We start from the raw sequence: 25,411 nt of genomic DNA on the forward strand, positions 1-25,411 counted from the left end.
GGAAGCCGGGCAAACCGTGCTGACCTGCCGCGTTTACGTGTAATGGAAGGCGGGTTTACCGGGATTTTCCCGGCGGAGGCCCGGGACGAGGGCGCCGCGACGACCCGGTACCGGCCATTCCGGAACCCTCGGTACCCGACCGTATTCTCTCGGTATGACCTGGTCGCGCGCGCTGAAGGAGACCGCCCGCTCCGGGCTGAGCATCGAGCGGGCCAAGCTCACCCCGCTCATCGCCATCCGCGGCTCGGTCGGCGTGGCCATCGTCATCGGCCTGTGCCTGTGGCTGGGAGACCCGAGTCTCGCGGTCTCCTCCGCCTTCGGGGCGTTCGCGTCCGGCCTGGTCACCTTCCAGCGCAGCATGCGCCCGCGCCCCGTTCTGGCGCTCGCCGTCGCCGGCGCGCTGGCCGTCGCCACCTTCCTCGGCTACCTGGCCGCCCCGCATCTCCTCGCCTTCGTCCTGCTCCTCGCCGGCTCGGCCCTGCTCGCCGGCATGGCCTGGGCGATCGGCCCGGTCTCCGGACTCGCCGGCACCCAGACCATCGCGATCATGCTGGTCACCGTCACCCTGCCGACATCCGTCCTGGGCGCCCTGGAGCACGCCGCCCTGATCGCCTTCGGCGGCATCGTCCAGGCCGCCCTGATCGTGGTCTTCCCGGTGCGCCCCTGGGGCGTGCAGCGCGATGCGCTCGCCGACGCGCTGGCCGCCGAGGCCGACTACGCCCGACGACTGCGGCACGACCCGGTCGCCCCGTTCGACCCGGCTCCCCTGATGGACGCCCGCCTCGCGTCCACCGTGACCCCGCGCCAGGCCAGACGCCGTCCCGTCCAGCTGCACGGCCCTCGCGGCCTCGCCGAACAGGTCAGGCCCGTCCTGGCCTCGCTCGCCGATCCGGTCGTCGGCGCTCCTCTAGAGGGCCCGGAACGCGACCGGGCCCGCGATCTGCTCGCCGCCGCGGCCACCGTCCTGGACGCCGTCGCGCACGCCGTACGGCACGCCAGCCCGGTCCGACTGCCCCCCGAGGCGATGGCCACCCTCGAAGTCCCCGCATCCGGCCCGATGCTCAAGGGCACCGCCCGCCGCTCCGCCTACCGGCTGATCTCGCTGCTCGCCGACGCCGTCGAACTCACCGACGAGCCGGTGCAGGCCACCCGCCCCACCACCGAGGCCGAACGCGCCCATCTGCTGCGCCCCAGCGTCCCCCGACTCGTACCGGTGGCGCTGCGCGCCCTGCACCGCGAGGCGCGCTGGTCCTCGCACATCTTCCGGCACGCCCTCCGGGTCAGCGCGGTCTGTGCGGCCGGCTATCTGCTGGGCACCGCCCTCCCGTTCGGCCACGGCTACTGGGTGCCGCTCACCTCCGTCATGGTCATGCGCCCCGACTTCGGCCAGACCTACTCGCGCGGCGTCGCCCGCTTCAGCGGCACCCTCGTCGGGGTCGCCGTCGCCGGCGCCCTGATGGCCCTGACCCACCCGAGCATGTATGTCAGCGCCGCGCTCGCCGTCGTCTGCGTGCTGCTCATGTACCTGCTGATGCGCACCGGCGTGTCGGTGACCTCGGCGTGTGTGACCGCCTATGTCGTCTTCCTGCTCGGCATCGCCGGCGAGGGCTGGGCGCAGACCGTCCAGGAACGCATCGTGCTCACCCTCTTGGGCGGGCTCCTCGCGATGCTGTCCTACGCCCTGTTCCCCGCCTGGGAGACCCCCAAGCTGCGCGACCGCCTCGCCGAATGGCTGGTGGCCAACGGGCGCTACGCGCTGGCCGTGTACGGCCGCTACGCCCGGCCCGCCGAGCGCCGCCCCCGGCAGGTCCGCGAGGCGCTGCTGGACGCCCGCGCGGCCCGCGCCGCCTGGGAGGAGAGCGAGGCCCGTGCCGGGAAGGAACCCGTACGGCACCGCGGCCTCTCGCGCGCCTCGGCGACCGCCGCCAGCTCCGCGCTCGCCACGATGGGCCGGGTCACGATGATCCTGGAGGCCCACCTCCCCGACAAGGACGCCGAACCGTCGCCCGGCGCCGCCGCGTTCGCTGCCGAGCTGCGCCCCTCCCTGGAGCGGGCGGCGCACGCCGTACGCGAACGGCGCGCACTGGACTGGAGCGCGCTGCGCGCCGTATGGGAGCAGTGGGACAGCGAAAGCGAAAGCCAGGGCGTCGCGCTGCGCGCCGCGGATCTGCTCCTGGACGCCCTCGACGACCTCGCCGAGGCACTGTCCCGGGGGCCGGGAGGGCGCGACCGGGCGACACGGGGCGCGGGGGACAGCGGAAGCCCGTGAACCGGACTGCCGCCGGGTAGCGAGCTCATGCTGGGTGCGAGGCCGGGTTGGTGCCGAGCCCGGGAGAAAGAGGCCGCGCCTGCAGGAACCATTCCGCGCTCCCAGTAGTCTAGATAATTGCCCGCAATTGATGCCTTTGGTCGCTTGGTCGGCTATTGGTACCGTCTGGGCCATGATGTCCGAGGAACCCCGACTCGGGGCCGAGGCAACCCTGTTGGGGAGCCTGTCATCAGTCGAGAGAGAGCAAGCGAACTCCCCATGGCGTCCAGCACTCCGTCCGGTACGTACGACATTGGCATCGACCTCGGCACCGCCAACACCCTGGTGTACGCGCGCGGCAAAGGAGTGGTGCTGAACGAGCCGTCCGTCGTCGCCGTCAACGCATCCGGCGATGTCATCGCCGTAGGGGCCGAGGCCAAGCGGACCATCGGCCGCACCCCGTCCGGCATCACCGCGATGCGCCCCCTACGGGAGGGCGTCATCGCCGACTTCGACGCCGCCGAGCAGATGCTGCGCGCCCTGATGAAGAAAGCGCTGCCCAGCAGCCGCCGCTTCTCCCGACCACGGGTCGTCATCTGCGTCCCCTCCGGGGTCACCGGCGTCGAACAGCGCGCGGTCATCGACTCCGCCCGCGCCGCCGGGGCCCGCGAGGTGCATCTCATCGAGGAGCCGATGGCAGCGGCGATCGGCGCCGGGCTCCCGGTGGACGAACCGGTCGGCTGCATGGTGGTGGACATCGGCGGCGGCACGACCGAGGTCGCCGTCGTCTCCATGGGCGGCATCGTCACCGCCCAGTCCGTACGTGTCGCGGGCGATGCCCTGGACGCCGCGATCGCCGTCTACGTCAAGAAGAAGCACTCGCTGGCCATCGGGGAGCGCACTGCCGAAGAGATCAAGATCGCCATCGGTTCGGCGGTCTGGACACCGGTCGATGTGACCGGGATCGAGGACGGCGAACCCGGCGGACGCCGCACCTCCTTCACCGTCCGCGGCCGCGACCACGTCAGCGGCCTGCCCCGGCTCCAGGAGATCGACGAGGAGGAAATCCGCAACGCGCTGGCCGAACCGGTCGACGCGATCGTCCGCGCCGTGCGCCGCACCCTCGACGAATGCCCGCCGGAGCTCTCCGGCGACATCATCGAACACGGCATCGCCCTCACCGGCGGCGGCGCCCTGCTGCGCGGCCTGGATCAGCGACTGCAGCAGGACACGGGGGTGCCGGTGATGGTCGCCGATCAGCCCCTGGACTGCGTCGTCAACGGCACCGCCAAGTGCGTCGACGAATTCGCCTCACTGCACGGCCTGCTGGCGGGAGCGAAGGAACAGCCGCGGAGGACGGTGCGGTTGTGAGGGTGGGATGGGGGCGGAGTGGCGGTTGCGCTGGGCCGTGCCGTATGACACTGCCGGGTCGCTGGCTGTAGGGCCGGCGGGGCTTCGGCCGTACAAGCCATGGGGCTTTGGCGCGTACGGGCCGCGGGACTTTGGCGCGTACGGGCCGTGGGGCCTTGATGCGTACGGTGGTGCGCCGGTCCGCCTGGCTGTGGCTGCGGCACGCCCGACGTCAGTGGCCGCTGCCTGCCTGCTCCGAGCCACCTGAACTTCCGCCCTGGCCAGCCTCATCCGCCTGCTCTACCGACCCGTCTGCCCTGTCCGAGATATAGGCCTCCAGGCCGTCCAGGATGCGCTCCAGGCCAAACTCCAGCGCCTGGTTGCGGGCGGAGCCGGCCGCGGCGGACGCGACCGCTGCGGCGACGGCCGGGAAACGGTCGGAACGCCCGACGAGCAGCTCGTTCAGCGCCGCGCTCATCACCTGCTCGGGATCCTTGGCCCGCGCGCTGTCCAGGCCCATCGACGCCGACACCTGCGCGATGGTTCGGATGTGGCCGCTCACGACGACCACCGCGTCCAGCTGTTCCGCACCGGTCAGGCCGGTGTCCGCGAGGGTCGCGACGGCGCGTTCGGTCCAGCCGAGTTCGTTGGGGCCCATGACACGGGGGCCGATGGTCGCGCTCAGGAGCCAAGGGTGGCGGTGGAAGACCACCGTGAGCTGCTCGGCCCACTTGCGCAGCGCTGCCCGCCATCCGCCCGGGGTGTCGCCGCCACCGCCGCCCGGCGGTTCGCCCATCGCCGCGTCGATCATCAGCGCGACCAGCTCTGTCTTGCCCGGGACATAGCGGTACAAGGACATCTTTGTGAAGTCCAGTTCGCCCGCGACCCGTTGCATGGAGACCGCCGAGAGCCCGCCGATATCGGCGATGGCGATGGCCGTACGCGTGATCCGGTCCACGCTCAGCGCCGGCTTGGGCCCCCGGCTGGGGCGCTCCCGCCCGCCCCACAGCAACTCGACGCTGCCCGCCTGATCCCCGAACACACTGCTCTTCTCGTCTCCAGCCACCTTCGCATCCTAAAACTGTGTCCGGGGTATACAAAACAGTATCCGCCGGATACAGTTTCTCTTGTCGACGTGACGGCGTGACGTTGTGTCAGTGCGACGGATCGACATGGGGGATGGGGAGCGCGTGATGACGTACGGAACAACGAGGGGGCGGGCCGCGGGGCGGCAGCGGACCGTGCTGATCTCCGGTGCGAGCGTGGCCGGCCCGGCTCTGGCCTACTGGCTCGGGTGCTACGGCTACCGGCCCACCGTGATCGAGGTGGCCCCCGCCCTGCGCGGCGGTGGTTTCGCGGTCGACTTCCGCGGGTCGGTCCATCTGGCCGTGCTGGAGCGAATGGGAGTACTGGAGGAGATCAGGCGACACGGCGCGGGCGGCAGTCCGGTGAACTTCATCGATGCTCAAGGCCGCCAAGTGGCAGCGTTGCCAACTGAGTTCACAGGAGGCGAGGTCGAGCTACTGCGCTCGGACCTGTCCCGCATCCTGTACGAACACAGCCTGACCGGCCACAGCACCACGTACGAAGCCCTTGGCGAGAACGCCGCGTGCGAGCGCGAGGGCCAGGCCGCCGAATACCTCTTCGGCGACTCCATAGCCTCCCTCACCGACACCGACGACGGCGTCCATGTCACCTTCGAGCGCGGCGCGCCGCGCACCTTCGACCTCGTGGTCGGTGCGGACGGCCTGCACTCCACCGTCCGACGGCTGGCGTTCGGTCCCGAGAAGGAGTTCGTCAGCCACCTCGGCTATTACGTCGCAGGCTGGGACCTGCCCGCCGGCGCTCAGGACCTCGGCGCCCGCCCGGTCGGCTACACCGAGCCCGGCCGCCTGGCAAGCGTCGGCCGTATACCCCGGCGAGCCGGAGAGGCGGGTTACACAGGCGAGATCCTCTGCGTCTTCGCATCCGAGGAGTTGGACTACGACCGCCGCGACCCACGGTCCCTGAAGAAGGCGATAGCGCAGGCATACGAGGGAGCGGGCTGGCGCACGCCAGAGCTGATGGAGACCCTATGGAGTGCCGAGGATCTCTACTTCGACTCCATCAGCCGGGTCGATGTGCCGCGCTGGTCCACAGGCCGGATAGCGCTCCTCGGCGATGCTGCATACGGCGCCACGCTCGGCGGCATGGGCACCGGCTCGGCAATCATCGGTGCATATGTCCTCGCCGGCGAACTGGCCGCCGCGGGCAACGACCACCACCAGGCCTTCGCACGCTACGAACAACTGCTGCGCCCGTATATCACCCAATGCCAGGAAGGCGGCCGCGGCACAGGCGAGTTCCTGGCCCCAGCCACCCAGGAGGCGATCAACGCCCGTAACGCCGCCCTGAACGACCCGGCAGCGGTCGCAACCATGCTGGAACAGGGCCAGGACATCTCCGCGGACATCACGCTGGAGGACTACCCGTCGATGATCGAGGGGCGTCAGGGGACGACCACTTCCGGGGGCGACATAGGCAGCCCTGTCGCGGCTACATGACTCGGTCGGCGTCGTTGCGCCCCACCCGCCCCATCCACCCGCTCCCAACGACACCCCCACCCCCATCGCTCGGCAAACGCCCGCACGAACCCCTCCGGATTCCTGGCTGATTGCCGCTGCGGCCGGGAGGCATCGCATGCCGTGTGCCCGATACCGTTGATGGTGCAGGCGGGGCAGTGACGGGGGCCGGCCGGAGCGCCGGACCAGGGTGCGTAGGGGGAGTTGCGGCATGGTGGATCCCATATCGCTGGGGGCGATCACGGCGATTCTGGGCGCGGTGACGGCGTCCATGGCCAATGAGGCCGGGAAGCGGGCCTGGGAGTCGGTCGGCGGACTGGTCCGGCGGATCGCGGGGCGGGAGGTGCCCGCACCGGCCGGGAGCGCAGAGCGTGAGGCCGTGGCGAGGCTGCTGGTCGACGGTGCGCGGCGCGACCCGGCGCACGCCCGCGCACTGGCGGCCTGGGCGCGCAGCGCACCTCGGCTCGGGAGTACCGGCGTAGGTGCGGTACCGCGCCAGTTGCCCAGCTCCGTAAGGTTCTTCACGGACCGTCAGGATCCGATGAAGCTGCTCAACCGCGAGGCCGGACGCAAGGCCGACGGGCGCCCCCGGCTCGCGCTGGTCCACGGCCCGGAAGGCATCGGCACCAGCGCGCTGGCCGTCCACTGGGGGAGCGTCCATGCCCGCCTCTTCCCCGATGGGCAGTTGTACGTGGACCTGCGCGGCGGCGCGGCGGCCGGCACACTTGACCAGGGCACCATGTTGCGCCGCTTCCTGCAGCAGTTGGGGTTCGCGGACGACGAGGTTCCGCCGGCCGTCGAGGACCGAGTCGATCTGTACCGCACAACCGTCGCGGACCGTCGGCTGCTCGTCGTCCTCGACCACGCCCAGTCCGCCGCCCAGGTCCAGCCCGTGCTGACATCGGCACCCGGGGTGTTCACGATCGTGGTCGCCCGGCGCCCGTTGAGCGGCCTGGACGCCGTACCGGTCGCGGTCGGTCCGCTCACCGAGAAGGACGCCCGCAACCTCCTCGGCCAGCTCACCGGGCAGGAGGCCATCGCCGCTGCTCAGGCCGCTCTGCCGGAGATGCTTGCCCGGTGTGCCGGCTCGCCGTTCGCCCTGCGCGCCGCCGCCGTACGGCTGACGGAGCCGCCCCGCCAGGTCCAGGAGCCCGCCATGCGCGACGACGACCCCGTACACACCGCCGCCGAGGACGGCTACCGGGATCTCCCCCTGGACGCCGCGCGGCTCTACCGTCTGCTGGCGCTCCGCCCGTGGCCCGCCATCGGGCCGGCCGTCGCCGGCGCCACCACAAAGATCAACGAAGCGGAGGCCGAGGCGCTGCTGGCCGAACTGGCTGCCCGCCGACTGCTGGAGACCACCGCCACCGGCCGATACCGCTACCGCCCCTCCGTACGTCGGCATGCCGAGACGGCCGCCGCCCGCGAGGACGGCATCGCCGGCTGCTCCGCCGCCGTGGCCCGTGGGGTGGCCTGGTCCCTGGAGTTCGCGGTACGCGCCGACCGTGCCGTGCTCCCGCAGCGCTGGCACCTCGGTCCGCTGTACGCACGGCTGGAGTCCAGCCCGTACACCGATCAGGGCGAGGCGTTGGCCGCCCTGGTCGGCGAGCTCGGACAGCTACTTGAAGCCGTCCGCGCTGCCGAGGAGTTCGGCGACCACGACTCCGTATGCCAGCTGTGCGAAGCACTGTGGTCGGTGCAGCTCAAGGCCGGACGGCATGACGAACTGCTGCCCGCGCTCCGGGCCGGTACGCGTGCCGCCGACGCGCTGGAAGCCGACGCGCGAGCCGTGGACAGCGCCTCCGAACGGGCTCTGGCCGCCTCCCGGATGGCCGGACGGATGCACACCCAACTGGCCCTGGCCCTCGTCGAAGTGGGCCACTACGAGGAGGCCGAGTCCGAACTCCTCGCCGCCGCCGACGCGGAGCAGCGCGCCGGTCACATTCGTGGCCGGGCCACCGCCGTCGAGTCGCTGGGCCTGCTGCGGCTGCGGCAGTGGCGTTTCCGGGAGGCGTACGACCGCTTCGACGAGGCCGACGGCCTGGTGGCGGCCATCCCCGAGGGCGGCGAGGGCGCCGCCGATGTGCCGCGCGCCCGTGCACTCCTGGAACGGCATCGGGGGCGGGCTCTGCGCGGCCTCGGCCGCTGGGACGAAGCCCAGGAGCGGCTGGAGCGTGCGCTGTGCTTCTTCCGCGACAGCGCAGAGCCGTACAACGCGGCCCGCACGCTCACCGACCTCGCCGAGACCCACCTCGACTCCGGCGCCCCGGCCCCCGCGCGGCCCCTGATCGACGAGGCGACCACCTTGCTCCAGGAGGAGCAGGCGGCCTTTCCCCTCATCCACCTCCGGGCTCTGGGTGAGCGATGCGCGGGCGACATGGAGTGATGGGCGATGGGGTGGTGATGGGGCGGGCAAGCCGGGGGGAAGGGGGCAGGTCAGTCACTGCAGGTACCCAGGGGGCAGTCGACCGGAGTGATCGTCACGCGGTGGGTGACGTGGCCCGTCCGTACGGTCATGCCGTCCGCCACGAGATCCTTCAGTACCGTGCCCCCGGCCAGTGCGGCATGCAGCGCGGACGCGTAGGCGGCCGGATCGGCGCCTGATGGCGATGCGGTGAGCCGTACCACCGCGCCCGTACGGGTACGCACGGTGCAGACGTCGGGCTCCGTGATGTAAGCGGCGAGCGCGCAGTTCGGCCACCGGGCCAGTACCTCCGCACCCCAGCATTCCGGCGGCCCCAGCCGGCGATCGTCCGCCTCCCCGTACCGAAAGATCACATCGGCCAGCGCGGTCACCTCGGGGTCGAGGCCCTCCTCGTGCACGGCCAGATGCCCCTCCACCCGCGCGGCATCCGGTTCGTGGGCCCTGTCATGCGCTGGCTCTTGTGCCGGCTCATGTACCGGCTCATGTACCGGCTCGGCGAAGCGACGGACCGTGACCTCGCCCTTCCCCAGCAGCCGGGTCAGTACCCGCAGCGGTGCGGTGCGCAGCGGCGGATCGTACGGCGGAAGGGGCAACGGGGCGAGCAGCGCGGGATCCGACGGCTCGGGTATCCCGATGAGGCGGTAGAAGGTTTCCCGCAGCAGCGGCGCTGACTTGCCCGGCACGGACGTGGTCAGTTCCGCGGGGCCGGGCAGTGGACGGTGCCGGTCGATCAATGTCTCGATCTGCCGCCGCAGTGGCGCCTGCGGATCGAGCCGGGGCGCCGTGCGGACGAACTCCGCGACCGGGGAGCGCGGGTCCAGCCCGTTGAGTGGCGCCGCGCCCAGGAGGACGGGGGTACCGAGCGCGGCCGCGTAATACGTCACGGATCCGTGGTCCCCGATCACTGCGTCCGCGGCGATCAGCGCCTGGCGCCAGCCCTCCAGCGGGTCGAGCAGGGCCAGGCCGCCGCGACGCGCTCGGTCCAGCCAGGCTCGGATCTGGCCGGGACCGTGGCCGTGCCAGATATTGGGGTGCAGGACCGCCGCGAGCCGGTACTCGTCTGCCGGGAGTTCGCCGGTCAGCCGGGGGAGCAGCGAGGGCAGCAGGTCTTCCGCGCCGCCGTTCCCGAAGAGCGATTCCTGATTCCAGGTGGAGTTGAGGAGGAGCAGCCGCTGTCCGCGTCGCAGGCCGAGCGCGCGACGGAACCGGTCACGATGCTGGCGCGCCGCCAGCATCCGGTCGAAGCACGGATCCCCGGCGAGCACGGCGGTGTGTGCCGCCTGCGGACACGCGGCCCGAAGCCGCTCCAGCTGCTCGGGGTGCGAGAGCACCATCGCATCCGCGATGGGTGTGCCGTCCGCGAGCAGCCACTCCGGCGACATCCCGAAAACAGGCGCGCCGTCGACGCCCGGCTCCCGGCTCCCGGCTCCCGGCTCCCGGCTCCCGGCTCCCGGCTCCCGGCTCCCGGCTCCCGGCTCCCGGCTCCCGGCTCCCGGCTCCCGGCGTGGCCAGCGTTTTATTGTATCCAACGCCATGCGACAGAACGCACAACTTGCCATTAATGCGGTCAAGTTGACCACCAAAGCTGGCCGCTATGGCGAGATCTACCGGCGTACTCAGCGCCTGAGACCACGGCAGCACCGGCACGTCCACCTTGGCCAGCAAGTCCGCCACCCCGGCCTGGAACGGCGACGATCCCGTGCAGGTCGCCAGCATCTGCAACCGCGTGTCGTCACGGAACAGCGGCACAACGTCCAGCAGCCGGGTCGCAGAGGTCACGTTGTGCACCACGAACAGGACCGTTCGAGACCGCCCCCGGGTGGCCCACCGTCGGGCATCGCCTCCCACTGGAACCCGTATCCACCCGCCCTGCTCCGCGCTCACCCAAACCCCTCTTCGGCCCGTCCCGCCATGCCGCGCCACCACGCGCATGGCCAGTCACGATAACCGCGAGGCGGTCCGGACCTGCCCGGCGGCCATTCAGGCCCTGAAGACCGCTCCCTGCTCCCCTCCGAACCCCACCATCCGTCCACAGAGCGCGAGCGAGACGCTTCCGGCTTATGGGGACACTGCCTCAGGCCGTTATGGGCGCATAGATGACCACTCTGACGGCGGGGGTATGGCGCCCGCGTCCAAGGGCCACATGGAGCGCTCGCTCCTTGGTGGGCTTCCAATCGCTGGATTCCGGCATGACGGCTCCTGACGCCGGTACTTGGTTGGAGAAGAGACGCCGGCGCGCAATCCGGAACGCCGGAACCTCCGCACTGGCCGCAGCGGCGGTCTCCCTGTCGGCCGATCTGACGCGGCGCGCCAACCCGGCGGACCCGATCCGGGCTGCCGGAGTGGACAGCATGGGCCAGGAGCGCACGCACATTCCTCACGCCACCCCAAGGGCGAAGACCGAGAAGCCCAAGGCCAGCGCCCCCGCGAGTATTCGGCGGCCCCGGGTCACGCCCGTCCACGGTGTCTCGAATCGCCGGGTCGCCCGTGCGATGAGGATCAGGATGCCGGCGAAGAGCGGCAGCCAGGGCAGCCGGGTCAGCATCCAGCCGGCGAAGTCCGGTGAGGTGGTCAGGCCCGGCACCGTACCGAGGAACGACGCCGGGAGGGCGGCCGCCACCATCGCGGTCTGGTGCCAGCACAGAATCGTCATCGCGAAGAGGTTGACGGCCGATATCGGAACCCACAACGTGGGCCGTTGGAGCAGCGCGGCGATGCGGTCCCGGAGCAGTATCGCGGCCCCGGACTGTGCCGCAGCGAGGGCTATGACCAACAGCGACGGCGGATGGGAATTCGTACGGTCCTGGCCCGGGACGCCGACCATGCTCGCCGGATAGTGGAAGACGAGCAGCAGTACCGCGAACAGGGCCGCACCGCCGACGAGAAGCAGCCAGGCACCCCGACGGCCGAGCCGCTTCTCACCCCAGGAGACGCCGAGTTGATACGCGAACATCCAGCCGGGGAACAGGCTCAACAGCCCCACCCAAGACGGTATCGAGTCCGCGACCGGGCTGTAGCGCAGGAAATCCACCACAGCGACGACCGCCGCCAGCGGCGCCGCCGCCCAGCCACCGAGTCGTCGATCGGCGGCCATGCAGTACGGCGTCAGGACCGTCACCACGGCGTAGACGCACACGAACCACAGGGGCTGGATGACCAGTGTCGCCGCCGTACGCACCGTCGAGACGGGCACCCCCGTCGCGTAAAGCAGCGGGGCCAGCAAGGCCCAGACGGCGGTGACGCCGACGGCGGGCCGCAACAGCCGGGCCAGCCGGCCGCGTACCCATACGCCCGTCGACTCGCCTCGCTCGGCCGCGCGCCGGAACGACAGCACGGAGGCACAGCCACCGACCAGGAAGAAGATCCCCAGCATCTGGAGCACCCAGGTGAGGGGTGCCAGAAGTCCGAAGCTGGATAAGGGACTGGCGTTGTGCAGCGCGGAGTCCGCATCGCGCACAAAGCCACCGACGAGCCAATGGCCGATCGCCACGGCGACCAGCGCCAGTGCCCGCAACCCATCGATGCCGCGGTCACGTTGATCCAGATCGCGACTCCCGATCATGCTGAGCCGCAGTGTGCGCGGGCGAGGCGCCGTGACCGGACTCTTCTTGTCCGGACTCATGCTGTGGCATTTCTCGTCGGATGCGGCATGGCGGTTTCCTCTCCTCGCCTCAAGGCCGGTGGATGGCCGTCAACGCCCCAACTAGGCCTGTTAAGGCCCGTCAACGCCCGTCAACGCCCATCGACTACCGTCGCTGGCCGTTACTTTCCATCACTGACTGTTCATGCGAACTCCTTCATGCTCCGCCGTGGGCCGAAGAAAAACATTGCGGTCCACCCCCCAACCAAGGTGGGGCAGACCGCACTTCGCTCCTGTGGTTTACCTCCGGGTAGCCCCCTGGCCAGCCACACCGCAGACGAGAGGTGTGAGGCCCGTACGCTGCGAGCCGCGGTTCGCGCGAGGCATCAGCCAGTTGGCCTCGCGCGCCCTGCCGGAGCTCCAATTCGGGCCTAGATAAGGCCACATGTCGCATCGCAGTGCCCACGGAGTGCCCCTACGGCATATCTTCTCCGGAGCATTTCCTCGACATTCACGGATTGTGATGCCAGTCAGTGGGCACACGGACCGGAGTGATGCCGTCAGCGGCACCCTCAGCGCATCCGTAACCTAGACTATCGATAGTACTGCTATCACTACGGATGTAGGTTCCTTATGGCTGAAGTGACGCTGTTCCTCCGGGAGTACGCCCGGACACGCCAGGACGTCGGAGCGATCGCTCCAAGCAGCCGTCGGCTCGGCAGGGCCCTCACCCGTTATGTGATCCCCAGCCCCGGAAACTCCCGCGCGGTGCTCGAAGTCGGGCCCGGCACCGGAGCGGTGACCCGGCACATCGCCGGTGCGCTCGGTCGCCTGGACACCCTTGATCTGATCGAGGCCAACCCGCGCTTCGCCGAGATGCTGCAAGGCACCTACGGCAGCGACCCGAGGCTGCGCTTCCGCACCGGCCTTGTGCAGGAACACGATCTCGGCACCTACGACACGATCGTCTGCGGCCTGCCGTTCGCGAACTTCGACGCCCCTACGACAGCCGAAATCTTCGGCCGACTGCTCGGCGCGCTGCGGCCGGGCGGCACGCTGTCCTTCTTCGGCTACGTAGGCGGGGCCACGCTACGCCGCACGTTCGCCGGGGGAGCGGCGCGCGAACACACCCTCGCCGGGCAGGACGTACTGCGCCGCATACTCCACCGCCACGCCTTCCGTACGGAGACGGTTCTGGGCAACCTGCCCCCGGCCCGCGTCCACCATCTGGCACTGGTCAGCGACACCGTTCACAGCGACACCGTTCACAGCGACACCGTTCCCGTGCGTCAGAACACCGCTCCCACCCGTCAAGCCGAGTGAGGCCGCTCCTGCACCCGCCGGGAGACGTCCTCCTGAGCGATACGGCGTAGCGCGCCCATTGCGGCGTCGCCCAGCACGGTCCCGAGCACCGCACCCTCGACCTTGCCGTCGGTGCTCGGGACACGTGCGATGACGGCAAGTTCGGCGGCGGCCAACACCCCGGCTGCCTCCGCATACCGGTCGAGCAGACCGAGCAACTCCCCCTGACCGAGGTCGCGGTAGGCCACCACAACCTGGACCATCGTCTGCCACCCCGGATTCTCCGGTTTGGCTGCCCAGCCGTGCCGCCGCACCAACTCCGCGACCTCCGCCTCGGCATCCGCCCACCTCTCGTCGGTGCCGGGCTCCGCGACCGTACGACTGACCGCGGTCTGGGCCGTACCGAGCATCCGGTGCACGGTACGACCCGGGGAATCGATTTCGGCAAGCACTTCGCCGGCCGCCGCGATCGACAACCCGCCCACGTCGATCAGCGCGCGGATCACCTTGAGCCGCCGGACGTGCGATTCCGCGTACTGAACCTGGTTCGGACTGATGCGCTCACCCGCGGGCAACATGCCTTCCCGGGTGTAGTACTTGATAGTCGGAACCGGCACCCCGGTCCGCCGCGCCAGTTCTCCGATCCGCATCTGTTGAGGATAACGGCCCACCGAATCCATCCCGGTGAGATCCGCTATCTACCGATCCACGTATCTCCAGCTATCTGGCTTGTCTGCTTTCGGCCCGCCATCCAGTCATCTGCCAACCAGCCATCTGCCAACCAGCCATCTGCCATCCAGTCATCCAGCCATCTGCCATCCCGGCATCCGGAATCAGGCATGGTCTGTGATGCCGCACAGAACATTTCGCGACCACCAGGCAAGGGCGGCCCATGGCACAGCGACACGACGCATTGACCATGGATCACAAGAGCCCACGCCACTGGAACCCGCCACCCTCGATGATCCAGTCGTTCATCGGCCAAAACCCCACGATGCTCGCCTGAACAATCCGAGCACCATCCCCGAATTCGCCGTGACGCGCTGGACACGGCCGCATTCCTCGCCCGTACCGAAGTCTTCCCGTCAATCGATGGCGGCGGCCCTCCAATTGGGAGGGTTGCTTCACCCTGCGGCGACTCTTGATCTTCTCTGGCGCGATGGCGATGGCGATGGCGTTGGTGTTGGCGTTGGCGTTGGTGTTGGACGTGGCGGATCCGCTGATCGCCGATCAGATAGGCAAGATCTACGTGATCGAGCCTCGGGGGCATCAGGCGGACGTAGAAGCCTTGGGCGGAGGCACCGGCCCAGCAGCAAGCGGGTCCAATGCATGGCGCCCTGGCCTGGGTTGCTGGGCATTGGGGGCGGGCGTTCGTCCCAGAGCCGAGTACTGGGGAGGGGGCCAGTCACCCCGAGGGGCTGACTCGCCGGCGTGCGAGGCCAGGCGCGGAGCCGCGCAGCCGCCAAGCCCCAAATGATTTACGTCGGTGGGCAAATGGGTGGCCGTGCATCCGCTCCCGTGACCCGGCCGGGGGGAAATCTCGTTGCACTCCGGGAAAGGGCAGCGAATGGGCCCGCGGCGGCCACGCCCTCAATCGCGGCTGAGAGGCTGATATGTGAGTCTTCAGAAGTCCCGTCCGGGACGGGTGGGCTGCGCGACGTGCCTGGAAGAACGCTCATAGGGCGCCGTCCGGCACGAATCAAAGGAGAGGCGATGGGGCTGCCGTCGGTTTCGGCGGCGTTGGAATGCGGCGCAGCGAGTGTCGTCGTGGGGACTACAGGCGAATTTTGCTGTGGTCCGACACGGGGGTGCGCAGTGAGGTCAAATCCCAGGGCGACTACTTTCGGTGTGTATATGATTACGATAAGTAGTCAAGCCGTCTCCACGTACATGTAGTGAAGGGTCAAGGGTTCCATGCGTAAATTTCAACAAGTCGCGATCGTCGTCGCAGCGGTTGCCGGTCTGTCCACGCTCGGCGCCGGCGTGAGCTTCGCCCACGGGCACAACGGTGGCCCGCAGGTCACTGCATGGGCCACGTCACAGTCCGCCGCAGAGGCCACCGCGCAGGGCGCCAACAACAATTGGCACCCGCACGCAGCCGCTCCGGAGGCCTATGTCCCGCAGGCTGCTCCCCAGGTCGCTGCTCCGCAGGCCGCCCCCCAGCCCGCCCCCCAGCCTGTCGCTCCGCAGGCCGCCCCGCAGCCCGCCCCGCAGCCCGCTCCCCAGGCTGTCGCCCCTCAGGCCGCCCCGCAGCCCGCTCCCCAGATGGCTGCTCCGCAGGCCGCCCCGCAGCCCGCACCCCAGCCCGCCGCTCCGCAGCCCGCCCCCGAGCCTGCTCCCCAGGCCGCCCCCCAGGCCGCTCCGCAGGAGGAAGCCCCGCAGGAGTCCTCCGAGGACCGCCACAAGGGCAAGGACAAGGGCAAGGACATCGATGTCAGCCAGCACACTCAGTGCAGGTCGCACGACCTGAACCTCAACGTCCTCGGCGAGGTCGGGCTCCTGAACGGCGTGCTGGGCAACGCACTCAACGGTGAGGGCGACTCGGGCGCGCAGCGCACCCACCAGGGTTCGACCATGGGCTGCAACAACAGCGCTCTCAGCAAGTAACCGAGATGGGTCCCGGTGCCCGAGCTGCAAGCCCGGCGCCGGGGCCCGTTTTTCGACCTTCTTCAGGGCCCGGGCGCCGGCCGGTTCGTCGTGCATGGCGCCCGGGCATCGATCGCAAAGGAACGCAGCACATGTTCAGTCGCAAGAAGATCGCAGTCGTTTCGGGGCTCGTAGGCGGCCTCGTTCTGACCTGCACCGGTGCCACCCAGGTGTATGCCGCGGGATCCTCGGGCGACTGCACTCGCTCCGCCCTGGGCAACACCACCTGCATCGATGAGGGCCAGACCTCCTATACGAGCAAGGACGGCAGGCATGTCGTCAAGCAGCGGCAGCACTGCTCGTCGACCGCCCGGCATCGCGTGGTGTGGCCCGAAAGCGGTCTGCTGAACAGGGGGAACACGGAGACCGGACCTGTTGTGGACTGCTCCAACAGGGTGCCGCTACCCAAGGGCTTCAAGCCGCCCCAGATCAGCTTCTGAGCCTCGAACGGTGGCTGGCCGGACCGGTTGATCCCGAGCCCGGCACTACGACTCGACGGGGAAGCGGACCAACCCGAAGTGGGCCAACCCGCGCACCGGCAAGGCGCACAGTGCCTGGGCGTTCGTGAGGGTCCTGGCCGCCTCGCGCCACATTGTTCGTGTGCACGGTGCTGACGATGGACCAGTGCCTTGTGGCCGCCCGTGTCGAGGCGTTCGCACATTTCGACGGCTATACGGGTAACAACTTTTCTGCGTTCTCGTGCTTTCTGGTCACGATGGTTGCTCCCGTCGAGGAGCTCCGATGACCTGGCACCGGGGTTGGTAAGACGCATCGGTGCCGCGGGCCCCCGCGGCACCGCTGACGCACGCCCTGGCCGACGACTACCTGGAGTTCGTGGCGGCACGCTGCCGACCGAACGCCCTGCTGGCCGCCGCCTACGAACCTGAAGGTCTCCTTCTCGGTGGTGTCCAGGGAGCCCGGTGTCTCAGGGCTTTCGGCTAGGTGATGACCCGCGACGACGCGGTCGTCGAACGCAACCTGGCGCCGACGGGGTCGGCCAACCGCCACTGGATCGGCAATCGTGGGGCACCGCTGTTGCGCACGCCCGCGCACTCTCCACGCGTCCTTGGTCCCACGAGCCGTTGCCCGCCGCCCGTTGGACGAGATTCTCCACGGTGTCCGACAATGGTCAGTGCCGCAGCGTCTGACGTGCCATCTGCTTCGATATGCCTGCCTGCTCCGGTTGTCGGAGGCGGGCATGGCTTTGGAATCCGTACAGGCTCTACGGCCTTCCATGGCGCCCCGGCATCAACTGCCTGGCGATGCCGGCAGCCCCAAGCCGACCAAGCTCCGCCATGGGGCAATTCGCACCGAGCGTCCATCATGGCGCGGCCTGCCTCAACCCAACGCGACTACGCCAGCCGCCCATATGTGCCGTAGCACGGCCCGCTGCTACCCACCCGCGCACCCGCTCGTCGGACCGGCCCTGCCCGGTAAGGGGCGAGCAGGGCCGGGCGGCAATCCCGCCTCCTGAGGGCAGGCAGGATTGTTCCAGCCGGAGTCCAACGGAAGAGGCCCGGCCGCCTCGCACCAGCAGACCATGAAGACCTGGGGCGCGTGCGGTAGGCACACGGGGCCGGTTCCCCTTGCAACGGCTGTCATCCCGAAGGGGTGGGGCCGGTCAAAGGCGCCCTCTCATCCGCTTCGGAATGGCGCCACATCCCCCTGACCGGACACTCCTTCGGCCACGGCCACCTGTACAACCCGGGTGACTACAAGGAGCAGGTGGACGGGGACCTGACCTGCATCACCCCCGCTACGGGCTGCCGGCGTCGTCGAGGCGCACGAGCGGACCTTCAACTGGTACGACACCGGAGGGCTGCTGCCGCCGGGCCTGACAGCCGCTTTGAATTGGACTGGCAGACCGGGGTAATCCTCACCGGTCCCAGTGGCCGTTGTTGGCCGCGCCGGCGTCGGCCGAGATCCGCTCCCTGGCCGGCGGCGACATCGCCATCCACTGTCCGAACCAGCCCCGGGATGTCCCGCCGAGTTGGATGTGCGGTGTGCGGTGTGCGGTGTGCGGTGTGCGGTGTGCGGTGTGCGGTGTGCGGTGTGGGGAGAGCCCCGGGGTCCACACCAAGCGGGACCTGTCGTCCCGGAGACAGCGGATGCTCCCGTGCGGGTCCACCTGACCGGGTCTGATGTCCAGGCGCTGGCCGGGCGTCTCCGCTAAGCCCGGCCGGCGACTCTTCGGCCCGGGTGCGGATCGGGCGGATGCCCGCGCCCCGCCCTGAAAAGGTCAAAAAGGGGTCCCGGTGCCGGCCTCTGGCTCGGGCACCGGGACCTGTTTTGGTTACTTGCTGAGGGCGCTGTTGGTGCAGCCCATGGTCGAGCCCAGGTGGGTGGACTGCGCGCCCGGGCTGCCTTCGCCGCCGAGCAGGTTGCCCCCCAGACCGTTCGCGATCCCCACCTCGCCGAGGATGTCGACGTTCGTGTCGTGCGACGTGCACGAGGCGCTCTGCTTGATGTCGATCTCGAAGCCGCTGTTCTTGCCGTGGCCCCCGTGGCCGTCGGCGTAGGCGGTGCCGGCGCCGAGGAGGGCGACGCTGCCGAGGGCGGCGACCACTACGGCAGCCTTGCGAAGCTTGCGCATTTCTTCTCCCGATTGATCAATTTCGATCTGTGTTGGATCGACTTCGTACAGTTACGGAGGCTAATCCGAAAGCTCCTCGAGATGCCGAGCGACGCGCCGGATTGTATGATCGAAATTTGGTGTCGGCGCGGCAGTTGCCCCGCCTTTTGCGCAGGTCAGAGCGTCGCCAGGCCGGAATCGAGAGCAGGCGCTCCGAGGCGAACAACCCGTTCGGTCGTACCGCGCACGACTCATTTGGTCATGCTGCGCGCAAACGGGCCCTTCGAGGGCTCACCCCAAGGGCCCGCGGCGCGCGCATCGCATGCGGGACCCCAGCGGCCTTGCCCAGCACCAGCGAACGCGTTGGCCTGGGTGCAGCGGAAGCCCCGGATCTAGGGGGAGGGGAGCAGGCCGATCGGGAGGCTGGCGTCGAGCGGCGTCTGTGGACGGCCCCCTGGTACGGATGGGAGAGGTTGTTCTGCTCCCGCGGGAAGGCCTGCGGGGCGGGGGCCGGGCCTCCCGAGAAGCATGGTCGGCGAGCTTTCAGCCCGACGGGGGGGCGGGACGGGCGCCGACACCAGCTACGTGAATGCTTGCGCGCAGGCTGAACCGGGTCGCGACGTTCACCAGCGCGCCCCCGCTACGTTGTCGGGACTGCTCCCCCCCGGCACCTCCCGGATCAGGCTGTTCCCAACTTCCAGGCACGTTGCTTCTCAAACAAGCCCCGAAGGCTTGCAGGCACGCAGGGGAGCTGGATCTGCGGCGACCCCGGCATTGTGCCGACGAAGGCAAGGGGTGCGCACGAGACGAACGATCACGTTCGACTTGCCTCGGTCCGGGACGAGGACGATGTACTGGGGAATTTCCGCAGGTGGGCACCGGAATCGTCCGATGCCATCATTCGACGGCGAATCTGCCCGGACCTACTGGCTGCCGCCTGCCTGCTGCTGGAAGATTGGGCGGCATCGGACGGCTTCCCGCATTCACCACTATGTGGACGTCGAGCGAGCCGCCCAGCTGCACCCCGGCGGTCTCGGCACACCGACGCAGCAGATCTTCAACATGGCCTCCGCGCCTGCTCACTTACCGGCGAAGGCGGCTGCACCAACCTGCTGCGACTGACCAGCAGCGAGGTCCTTTCCCCCTTGCGCGGAATAGCGGCGCTTTGTGGCGCACCACCGCGTACTTCCTGGAGATCCGGTCGACCACTGCTCGACGGCCTGACGGCCGGAGCGGTTGTGGCGGAACTGCAGGGTCACCACCATCAGCAGGAGCGCCGGGGACAGGCCCGGCTGCCGCAGTTCGGAGAACATCCCCGCCGGTGCGCCGGTGGTGAGCTCGGCGTCGGTGAACAACGGCCCCAGAGTATTGCGGACCCGCCTGCGGACCCGCATCTCGTCCGCCCCGCGCGGGTGCTCCCGCTACGCCAGTGGTGTCATGGCCTCGGGAACCGGCGGAATATCGGCCGGACGCAACACGTGAACTCGTAACAGCATTGGCAGGCACCGCACTTCAGCTGCCAGGCCACCACTGTCCCATGCATCCGTCACCCGACTTCTCCACGAGAGTCAGGGGATTTCAAGAAGGTCGGAAATGGGTCCCGGAACCGAGCTTGCGGCTCGGACGCCGGGACCCATTTCGGTTAGTGGCTGAGGGTTAGTGGCTGAGGGCGCTGTTGTTGCAGCCCTGGGTCGAGCCCATGTGGGTGACCTGCGCACCCGGGGAGCCTTCGCCGTTGAGTGCGTTGCCCAGCACGCCGTTGAGGATCCCGACTTCGCCCAGGACGTCGACGTTCAGGTCGTGCGACCGGCACGAGGAGCCCTGATGGATGTTCATGCCGCCGCCGTGGCCATGGCCGTTGGCACTGGCGGGGCCGGCGCCGAGGAAGCCGACGCTGCCGAGGGCGGCGACCACTACGGCAGCCTTGTGAAGCTTGCGCATATCTTCTCCGGTAGATTGAGCGGTTTCGATCTGCCATTGATCGACTTCGTACAGTTACCGGAGACTAATACGAAATATCCCCCAGCCACTCAACGACGCGCCGGATTTTATGACCATCGCATCGGGGTGCCGGATCGGCAGTTATCCCGCACTTTGCGCAGGTCAGGGCCTCGGTAGGCTGGTACGGGCAGAGACGTTCGGTGGCGAACCACCCGCTCGGCCGCACCAACACGCGACCCGTTCATCCATGCCGCAAACGAACGGGCCCTTCGAGGGATCACCCTCGAAGGGCCCGCAGCGAGCATCGCGCGCGGCGACCCCAGCGGCCTTACCTGGAGGCAGCGAAAGCGTTGGCCTGGGTGTTGGCCTGGGTGCAGGTGACGCCGTGGGTCTGGGGTGCGGCGAGCAGGCCGATCGGGAGGTCGGCGTCGAGCAGCGTCTGCGGACTGCACTCCTGGTACGGGCGGAAGAGGTTGTTCTGCTCGTGCGGGGCGCCCTGCGGCGAGAGCGCCGAGGAGAGCTGCGGCGAGAGCTGAGGGTTGAGCTGTGGGTTGACCTGCGGGGAGACCTGCGGGGCGGCCCCCTGCGGGGCGGAACCCGGGGCAGCGGCCTGCGGGGCGCCCTGCTGCCGACCACCATGCGAGCCGGAAGCCTGCGAAGTGGCCTGTGAAGCGGTCCAAGCGGCGGCCTGGGGGGTGTCCTGCTGCGGAACGGGCGGCGGGGCGGCACCGTTGTACCCGGCGGGAGCGTCGGCGAAGCTGGCACCGGCACCGATGGCGGACAGACCGCCGGCCGCTGCGAAGACGAGCGCGATCTGGTGAAGCTTGCGCATGGAACCCTCGGCCCTTCATTACCTGTACATGGAAATCTGACTACTTATTGCTGTCTTGCGCGCGCTAACAGTGGTAATCCTGGGGTTTCACGTCCTGCGCACCCTGCGCACCCCCGTGTTGGACCACGGTGGAAGCTCCCGCAGGCAGGCGACGGCGCTGGTTACGGTGTCCTCCAACGCTCCTCGAAGTCGACGGCGGATCAAATCGCCTCTCCTCTGATTTGCGTCAGACAACATTGCCGACGTGGTCGCCACGGGCCGCCCCCCCGGCGCCGGGGAAGAGCAATTCCCCGGCAGTACTCGACGGGCGCAATTCACTGTTCTCTCCTAGGGGGCAACGAGATTTCCCCAGATCGCGTCACGGAAGCCGATGCGCAGTCACCCGTTTGCCCACTGGCGTGAATCATTTGGGGTGTTGGTGCCTCGTCCTTGTAGTAGGCCCTTGCAGTAGGCCCTTGCAGTAGGTAGTGATCTCGGCGTGGTTGCCACGTGGTTGCTGCGGCTCATGCGGGGGGGGATTGCCGCGACTCACTCTCTGCACCGGTTTCCGGGAGATCCACACCGACGCATGCCGGCCGTAGCGCCCCACGGCCGCCAGGTGTCATGACGACTCGGCGGCACGAGAGTTCACGGCAGGAGGCGGATGTCGGCGGCCTGCCAGCGGGTGTTCAGGAAAGCGGACGCCGTAGCGGTGCTCCCCACTCGGAAATTCTCCGAAGCCATCATCCGCCAGGCCAGGGCTACTTGATAAGCCGCATGAGTGTGGGGCCCGGTGACCACCGGACCCCACACTCATGACACTCATACGCGACAGAGTGACAGTCTGGACAGCTGCCGCTATCTACGTTCAGTTCTGGGCTGCGGCGCGGCGCCCCCGGCGGTAGAGCAGGATGCCACCGAGCATCAGCCCGGCACTGGCCGGAATCGCCAGGCCGAGCTTTTCCGCACCGGTGCGTGCCAGCTCGGGGCGAGCAGGAGACGCAGCGTCGTGCTGAGGGTGGTGCCCGACCTTGGGCGTTTTGACCGGAGGCACCATCGCACGGTGGTGATGCGACGGCTTGTCGGGGCGCTGCTGCGGCTTGTGATGCTTCTGTGAGTGGTGGTGGTGCCGCGCGTGGGGTTCGACGTTGACGCAGTCGTTGCCGGCGGCGGGATTGAGCGCTCCGATCACATCTACCGAGTTGCCGCACGCGTTCACCGGCACATGGACCGGGAACTGTGCCAGGTTCCCGGACAGGACTCCCGGGGACTTCGCGGCCACGCCCTTGGCGAGGGGTCTGCCTTTGCCGTGGCCGTGGTGGTGGCCGCCGACGTTGGCGCACTTGTTCCCGAAGGCGGGGTTGAGCACCCCGACGAGGTTGCCCGTGTTGCCGCACACGTTGACCGGGATGTGAATGGGAACCTGGATCAGGTTGCCGGAGACGACGCCGGGAGAGCCGACGGCGGCGCCCTCGGCACCAGTGTCGGCAACGGTCGTGCCCGCGCTGGCGAGCAGCAGGCCGCCGGTGGCAACCGAAGCGGCGAAGACCTTTTTGATCACGTGACTCCTCCTTGGCAGTGCGGTCACGACCGCGGACCGCACACGACTCAACGAGAACGGAGGGGGAAGGCTACGAATCCGGCATTTCGATCACTCTTTCAGCTTGGTACGTACTGAGGAGTGACTCCAATTCCGATTTTATGGAGAGGTATTCACAGCGGTGATCACTTCAGGGCGAGGTGGAAGATGAGCGCTGCTTTGGCGGTCCGGCCACCAGTGCCCGCCCGTCGCGAAAGCCGGACCGCCGCCCTGCACGTCACTGGCTCGTGACTCCGAAATGGCCCGTCGGAACATCCGGCGCACTGTCATGAAAGATCAAGGCTGAGCTTATTTTTGAGCTGTGCGGCTTCAGGTGTGGGCGGCGATCGCCAGCCACTTGAAGCCAGCAGCGGTCAACGGCATGGGCGGTGGCGCCGGTGGTCGACCACCTCAACCAGACCGGCTTGTTCACCCCTACTGGTTCTGGCGTGCGAAAGGTTGATCCCGCTTCAGTTCCGGCTGCCTGTGCACGATGCGGCGCACTCGAACTTGCTCGACCTCAATCCGGCCGCGTGGGAAAGCCTTTCCGGCCCCGAGAACGTGCGTGATCACGTGGAGGAAAGTCGACTGGCCTTTCTCGGCGCGGCGCGAGGAGTCATGGGATAGCCGACTCCGGGTCGCCCAACGCCGCACGGGACGCCACGAAAAGCGTGTCGCACCCCGCACAGCCGCCGGGCAAACCGTGAGAGCCGACCGAGCGGGGGCATCACCCACCCGCACTACGGGCCCGCCTGTCTACGTGGACGTCGCCGCGGTCGGTGCACCGGCCCCGATCAGATGGTCAGCCGGGGCCGAGCAGCGGCAGCTCACCGAGGTGCAGTGGACCAATGTCGGAGGCGGCCTTCACGGGTACGCCGAGAAGGCCGGAGACGCTCGAGCCGGGACCCTCGGCGTGGGCAGGTACGGATAGGGCCCCGGTGAGAGCGAGGGCTCCCACAAGGGTGGCGAGTGCACGGCGCATAGCGGCTCCTGCTTCATCTCGTGTCGTTAACGGCTGTTTGCACGGGCCACCCTTCCATCCGTGCGGGGCAGGCTCCGACGTCCACGCCAGGCGATCACCTGAACGTACGATTGCGCGACGTGCGCATGAGACGCGGCTCGCCAAGCAATTGCGTTCCTGGCGCATCACCTGCCGTAGTGACAAGTTCCTGATGGGTCTTGCGCGAATTCTCAACAGCTTTGCTCAATCGGCGGGTTGGGCTTGCCAGACATGCAAGCGACTACGCCGCCGGGAGCAGCGAGCGGAGGAACTGAAGAGGAAGATCGGCGAACTGTTGGTCCGCAGGCTGAAGATGATTCTCTCGGACGAGGAGACACCGCCTCTCCACCATCGAAGAGGCCGTCAGCGTCGCGTGACTGGAGAGGCGACCTGAACACATGAGCCTCTATTCACGTCGGCAACTGGCCATGAACGCGGACACCACACCTCGACTGCAGAGGTGCACCAAACCGACTGTCAATGCTGCATGGTTGGCGGTTGGGGTGGTGCGCGCGGGCGGTTGCATCGCGTCCTTGTGCCCGCGTCGCCACCAACAGGCCGAAGCCCGCAGGGCGGCAAACGGGTGACTGCGCATCGGCTCCCGTGACGCGACCTGAGGAAATCTCGTTCCCCCCTGGGAGAGAACAGCGAATGGGCCCGTGGGCCGCCGCCGGGAAATCCCCTCCCTGTATCGGGGCGGCCCGTGGTGGCCATGCCGGCAATGTTGTCTGACGCGAAATCAGAGGAGAGGCGATTGATCCGCCGTCGGCTTCGAGGAGCGTTGGAGGGCACCGTAATCAGTGCCGTCGCGGGCCTGCAGGAGCTTCCACCGTGGTCCGACACGCGGGTGCGCTGGGTGTGAAACCTCAGAATTACCACTGTTAGCGCGCGCAAGACAGCAATAAGTAGTCAGATTTCCATGTACAGGTAATGAAGGGCCGAGGGTTCCATGCGCAAGCTTCACCAGGTCATGCTCGTCGTCGCAGCGGCCGGCGGTCTGTCCGCCATCGGCGCCGGCGTCAGTCATGCCGACGCTCCCGCCGGGTACAACGGTGCCGCCCCGCCCCCTGTTCCGCAGCAGGCTCCTGCTCCGGCTCCTGTTCAGCAGCAGCCCGCTCCGCCGGCTCCTGTGCAGCAGGTTGCCCCGCCGGCTCCTGCTCCGGCTCCTGTGCAGCAGGTCGCTCCGCCGGCTCCTGCTCCGGCTCCTGTGCAGCAGGTTGCCCCGCCGGCTCCTGCTCCGGCTCCTGTGCAGCAGGCTGCTCCGCCGGCTCCTGCTCCGGCTCCTGTGCAGCAGGTTGCCCCGCCGGCTCCTGCTCCGGCTCCTGTGCAGCAGGTTGCCCCGCCGGCTCCTGCTCCGGCTCCTGTGCAGCAGGCTGCTCCGCCGGCTCCTGCTCCG

General features: G+C 68.9%; 20 protein-coding genes. 8 read left to right on the plus strand and 12 right to left on the minus strand.

Annotated features, from left to right (window positions below):
* Nucleotides 1–154 precede the first annotated feature (154 nt).
* Both AB0I10_RS05415 and AB0I10_RS05420 read left to right on the plus strand, forming a co-directional pair.
* Entirely contained in the window at nt 155–2,269 is a 2,115-nt protein-coding gene (locus AB0I10_RS05415) for an FUSC family protein (protein WP_363150980.1), read from the plus strand.
* Nucleotides 2,270–2,527: 258 nt separating this feature from the next.
* Entirely contained in the window at nt 2,528–3,619 is a 1,092-nt protein-coding gene (locus AB0I10_RS05420) for a rod shape-determining protein (RefSeq protein ID WP_363150981.1), read from the plus strand.
* A 211-nt stretch (nt 3,620–3,830) separates the two neighbouring features.
* Here AB0I10_RS05420 and AB0I10_RS05425 read toward each other — a convergent pair whose 3' ends face one another.
* The gene (locus AB0I10_RS05425) at nt 3,831–4,664 is read right to left on the minus strand and encodes a TetR/AcrR family transcriptional regulator C-terminal domain-containing protein (protein WP_363150983.1); all 834 of its coding nucleotides are present in this window, start codon (nt 4,662–4,664) and stop codon (nt 3,831–3,833) included.
* Between the two features lie 127 nt (nt 4,665–4,791).
* On the opposite strand from AB0I10_RS05425, the gene AB0I10_RS05430 reads away from it, so the two are divergent.
* Together AB0I10_RS05430 and AB0I10_RS05435 are read left to right on the plus strand one after the other, a co-directional pair.
* On the plus strand, nt 4,792–6,141 hold the full coding sequence (locus AB0I10_RS05430) for an FAD-dependent monooxygenase (protein ID WP_363150984.1): 1,350 nt from the start codon (nt 4,792–4,794) through the stop codon (nt 6,139–6,141).
* A gap of 229 nt (nt 6,142–6,370) precedes the next feature.
* Nucleotides 6,371–8,545, plus strand: coding sequence for a tetratricopeptide repeat protein (locus AB0I10_RS05435; RefSeq protein WP_363150985.1), 2,175 nt, complete (start codon nt 6,371–6,373; stop codon nt 8,543–8,545).
* Between the two features lie 50 nt (nt 8,546–8,595).
* On the opposite strand, the gene AB0I10_RS05440 is transcribed toward AB0I10_RS05435, so the two are convergent.
* Nucleotides 8,596–9,966: a hypothetical protein gene (locus AB0I10_RS05440; RefSeq protein ID WP_363150986.1), complete on the minus strand. Its 1,371-nt coding sequence runs from the start codon at nt 9,964–9,966 to the stop codon at nt 8,596–8,598.
* Nucleotides 9,967–10,961: 995 nt separating this feature from the next.
* A complete protein-coding gene (locus AB0I10_RS05445) occupies nt 10,962–12,146 on the minus strand; it encodes an acyltransferase (protein ID WP_363151090.1) in 1,185 nt (394 codons plus the stop codon).
* 651 nt (nt 12,147–12,797) lie between these two features.
* Between AB0I10_RS05445 and AB0I10_RS05450 the strand changes: the two genes are divergently transcribed.
* Complete coding sequence (locus AB0I10_RS05450) at nt 12,798–13,487, plus strand: methyltransferase (protein WP_363150987.1); 690 nt, start codon at nt 12,798–12,800, stop codon at nt 13,485–13,487.
* Here the strand turns inward: AB0I10_RS05450 and AB0I10_RS05455 are convergent.
* The gene (locus tag AB0I10_RS05455) at nt 13,475–14,116 is read right to left on the minus strand and encodes a MerR family transcriptional regulator (RefSeq protein ID WP_363150988.1); all 642 of its coding nucleotides are present in this window, start codon (nt 14,114–14,116) and stop codon (nt 13,475–13,477) included. The genes AB0I10_RS05450 and AB0I10_RS05455 overlap by 13 nt on opposite strands.
* Nucleotides 14,117–15,380: 1,264 nt before the next feature.
* Between AB0I10_RS05455 and AB0I10_RS05460 the strand changes: the two genes are divergently transcribed.
* From AB0I10_RS05460 to AB0I10_RS05470, 3 genes are all read left to right on the plus strand, one after another.
* A complete protein-coding gene (locus AB0I10_RS05460; protein WP_363151099.1) occupies nt 15,381–16,073 on the plus strand; it encodes a hypothetical protein in 693 nt (230 codons plus the stop codon).
* 131 nt (nt 16,074–16,204) lie between these two features.
* The gene (locus AB0I10_RS05465) at nt 16,205–16,552 is read left to right on the plus strand and encodes a hypothetical protein (RefSeq protein ID WP_363150989.1); all 348 of its coding nucleotides are present in this window, start codon (nt 16,205–16,207) and stop codon (nt 16,550–16,552) included.
* Between the two features lie 334 nt (nt 16,553–16,886).
* Nucleotides 16,887–17,054: a hypothetical protein gene (locus AB0I10_RS05470; RefSeq protein ID WP_363150990.1), complete on the plus strand. Its 168-nt coding sequence runs from the start codon at nt 16,887–16,889 to the stop codon at nt 17,052–17,054.
* A 934-nt stretch (nt 17,055–17,988) separates the two neighbouring features.
* On the opposite strand, the gene AB0I10_RS05475 is transcribed toward AB0I10_RS05470, so the two are convergent.
* The 8 genes from AB0I10_RS05475 to AB0I10_RS05510 form a co-directional block, all read right to left on the minus strand.
* The gene (locus AB0I10_RS05475) at nt 17,989–18,192 is read right to left on the minus strand and encodes a hypothetical protein (RefSeq protein WP_363150991.1); all 204 of its coding nucleotides are present in this window, start codon (nt 18,190–18,192) and stop codon (nt 17,989–17,991) included.
* A gap of 213 nt (nt 18,193–18,405) precedes the next feature.
* On the minus strand, nt 18,406–18,705 hold the full coding sequence (locus AB0I10_RS05480; protein ID WP_363150992.1) for a hypothetical protein: 300 nt from the start codon (nt 18,703–18,705) through the stop codon (nt 18,406–18,408).
* Nucleotides 18,706–19,763: 1,058 nt separating this feature from the next.
* Nucleotides 19,764–20,039: a hypothetical protein gene (locus AB0I10_RS05485; RefSeq protein WP_363150993.1), complete on the minus strand. Its 276-nt coding sequence runs from the start codon at nt 20,037–20,039 to the stop codon at nt 19,764–19,766.
* A gap of 301 nt (nt 20,040–20,340) precedes the next feature.
* Entirely contained in the window at nt 20,341–20,625 is a 285-nt protein-coding gene (locus tag AB0I10_RS05490; RefSeq protein WP_363150994.1) for a hypothetical protein, read from the minus strand.
* 328 nt (nt 20,626–20,953) lie between these two features.
* Nucleotides 20,954–21,457 (minus strand): hypothetical protein, encoded by a 504-nt coding sequence (locus tag AB0I10_RS05495; protein ID WP_363150995.1) that lies wholly within the window; start codon nt 21,455–21,457, stop codon nt 20,954–20,956.
* 847 nt (nt 21,458–22,304) lie between these two features.
* Nucleotides 22,305–22,997, minus strand: coding sequence for a chaplin (locus AB0I10_RS05500; protein WP_363150996.1), 693 nt, complete (start codon nt 22,995–22,997; stop codon nt 22,305–22,307).
* Nucleotides 22,998–23,817: 820 nt separating this feature from the next.
* Nucleotides 23,818–23,997, minus strand: a complete 180-nt coding sequence (locus tag AB0I10_RS05505; RefSeq protein WP_363150997.1) for a hypothetical protein — start codon at nt 23,995–23,997, stop codon at nt 23,818–23,820.
* A gap of 1,037 nt (nt 23,998–25,034) precedes the next feature.
* A partial coding sequence (locus AB0I10_RS05510; protein ID WP_363150998.1) for a hypothetical protein occupies nt 25,035–25,411 on the minus strand: 377 nt, incomplete at its 5' end.

The organism is Streptomyces sp. NPDC050636 (assembly GCF_040654775.1).
In the GTDB taxonomy this organism is placed as follows: Bacteria; Actinomycetota; Actinomycetes; order Streptomycetales; family Streptomycetaceae; genus Streptomyces.